Below are 1,713 nucleotides of genomic sequence, written 5' to 3'. Positions count from 1 at the left end.
GCGAAGACTGACGACAAGAAGAAGGAGCGACGGAGCGTTCCCACCTGCTATCGACCGGTTCCCCCAACTTCCCTCACCAGCGGGAACCGGTCAAGCTCATACCAGATAAGGATTTGGCGATATCGGTTCCCAAGTTCCCCGGTTCCCCGTTGTATGGGGTGAGCCCAAAGACGCACATGCGTCGGAAGCGACCACTTCGACCGATTGACGCAGGAGCGTGCGGGCTATCGCGAGATAGAGCCGTGGGAACCGAGGGAAGCACGGAAATTTGGGAACCAACGCGGATGAACCAAATAGATCGTTTTATCGAACCATCGTTTGCTCTATAGAACATTTTTGTTATGCTAGGCGCAACGATGGAGCTGCCATGCCGAACGTCGTCCTGGGTCCGCCGGTATCGTTTGAAGGCTGGGCGCTGCTCGCCTCGGCCTTCATTGAAGAGGTCGTACCTGGAACGACGATGTCTGTGATGCGCGCGACGAACGCATTGCGGCACGCGCGTTTCATCGTCCTCGGATCATTGCCCCGTATCCCGCTTATCGTAGCTGTGCGCGGGAATCGACCGAGAGCACGCGAACGGCTGCGGTCGGACATCAGCCGCGTTGTGCCGCTCCTCAACCTCGACGATCCCGCCGAAATCGTTCGTCAGATGTACGGCTCCACGCCTGAGGGCTTCATGGCTCTGTTGAACCGGCTGGAGCCCGAGCCGCTGCCCAGCCCGACCGAATATGCTGACCTGTTCCGGGCGTTCGAGGCACGCGACGTTCGCGCGAGGGTGCTGATGCAGATGTCCGGCCAGATCCGAGCATCGTCGGTGAAGGCTGCCCTGACGCTCGATGAGCTTTCGCTGCATCCCTCTGTCGTCGCATCGATCAAGGACCTAGACGAGGCACAGCGTTTCAACAGCGCGATCGCCCTGATTCGCCGCACCTGCTCGGATGTGAGCGACGACGAGATCCGCCAGTCCGTCTTGTCCCGCAAGGCGGAAACCAAGCCGCGCGAATGGCTGGAGGCGTTCCTCCTGCGGCGCATGGATCGAAGCGTGCGACAGCACCCCGTCGTCGCCGATGATCCGGTCTTCGCCCCGCTCGTCACAGGCCCTTCGTTAAAGGCCGCGTCACAGACAATGGGTAATTGCCTCCGCCAACGCGTGATCTGCGCCGCGACGAGCAAGGCGGCATACGCCGTCAGCCGCGACCACACGATCGCGATTGAAATGCGTCCCATGGGCAGGGGCGCTTCCTGGATCGTCTCCGAAGCCGTCGGCATGAACAACCGTCCGCTCACCGAGGCCGAGGAGCGCCAATGCGGGCAGTGGTTCACGGAGCGCGGCCTCTACTTTCTCGCCGGCCCGGCGAAAGCCGATGCGAAGCTGCTCGACGCCTTCGGGATCTTCGACTTCGAGTTCCCGATCGCCTTCGAGGTTGCGGCCTGAATCGAGCTGAGCCTTTCGCCTGTCTCTCGTGGAAGACACCAGCGGGACCGGGGAAAGATGCTGCCCACTGCTGAAGGGTTCCGACTATCCGGTAGGCTGATGTCGAAGCCACCTGCGGCAAGTTGAGCCACCCACAGCTGCTACTTTGGCTAACCCGCTGTGACCACTTACCACTTGGCAAGCGCACAACGTGCAAGCATCGCTGCGAACCGTACCCATTGCTCTGAAAGGGATTTGATCCAGCAAAAATGCCTTTCTAAGACTGCCGATCTTCCGGT

1 protein-coding gene is annotated in these 1,713 nt (G+C 60.8%); it reads left to right on the top strand.

Going from position 1 to position 1,713, the window contains the following annotated elements; genetic code table 11:
* The first annotated feature begins 367 nt into the window (after nucleotides 1-367).
* On the top strand, nucleotides 368-1,435 hold the full coding sequence (locus IEX89_RS24060) for a hypothetical protein (protein WP_188915835.1): 1,068 nt from the start codon (nucleotides 368-370) through the stop codon (nucleotides 1,433-1,435).
* Nucleotides 1,436-1,713: the final 278 nt, after the last annotated feature.

The organism is Salinarimonas ramus, assembly GCF_014645695.1.
GTDB lineage: Bacteria > Pseudomonadota > Alphaproteobacteria > Rhizobiales > Beijerinckiaceae > Salinarimonas > Salinarimonas ramus.
Note: the sequence above shows the minus strand (reverse complement) of the source record. Positions and strands in the feature narration are given on the sequence as shown.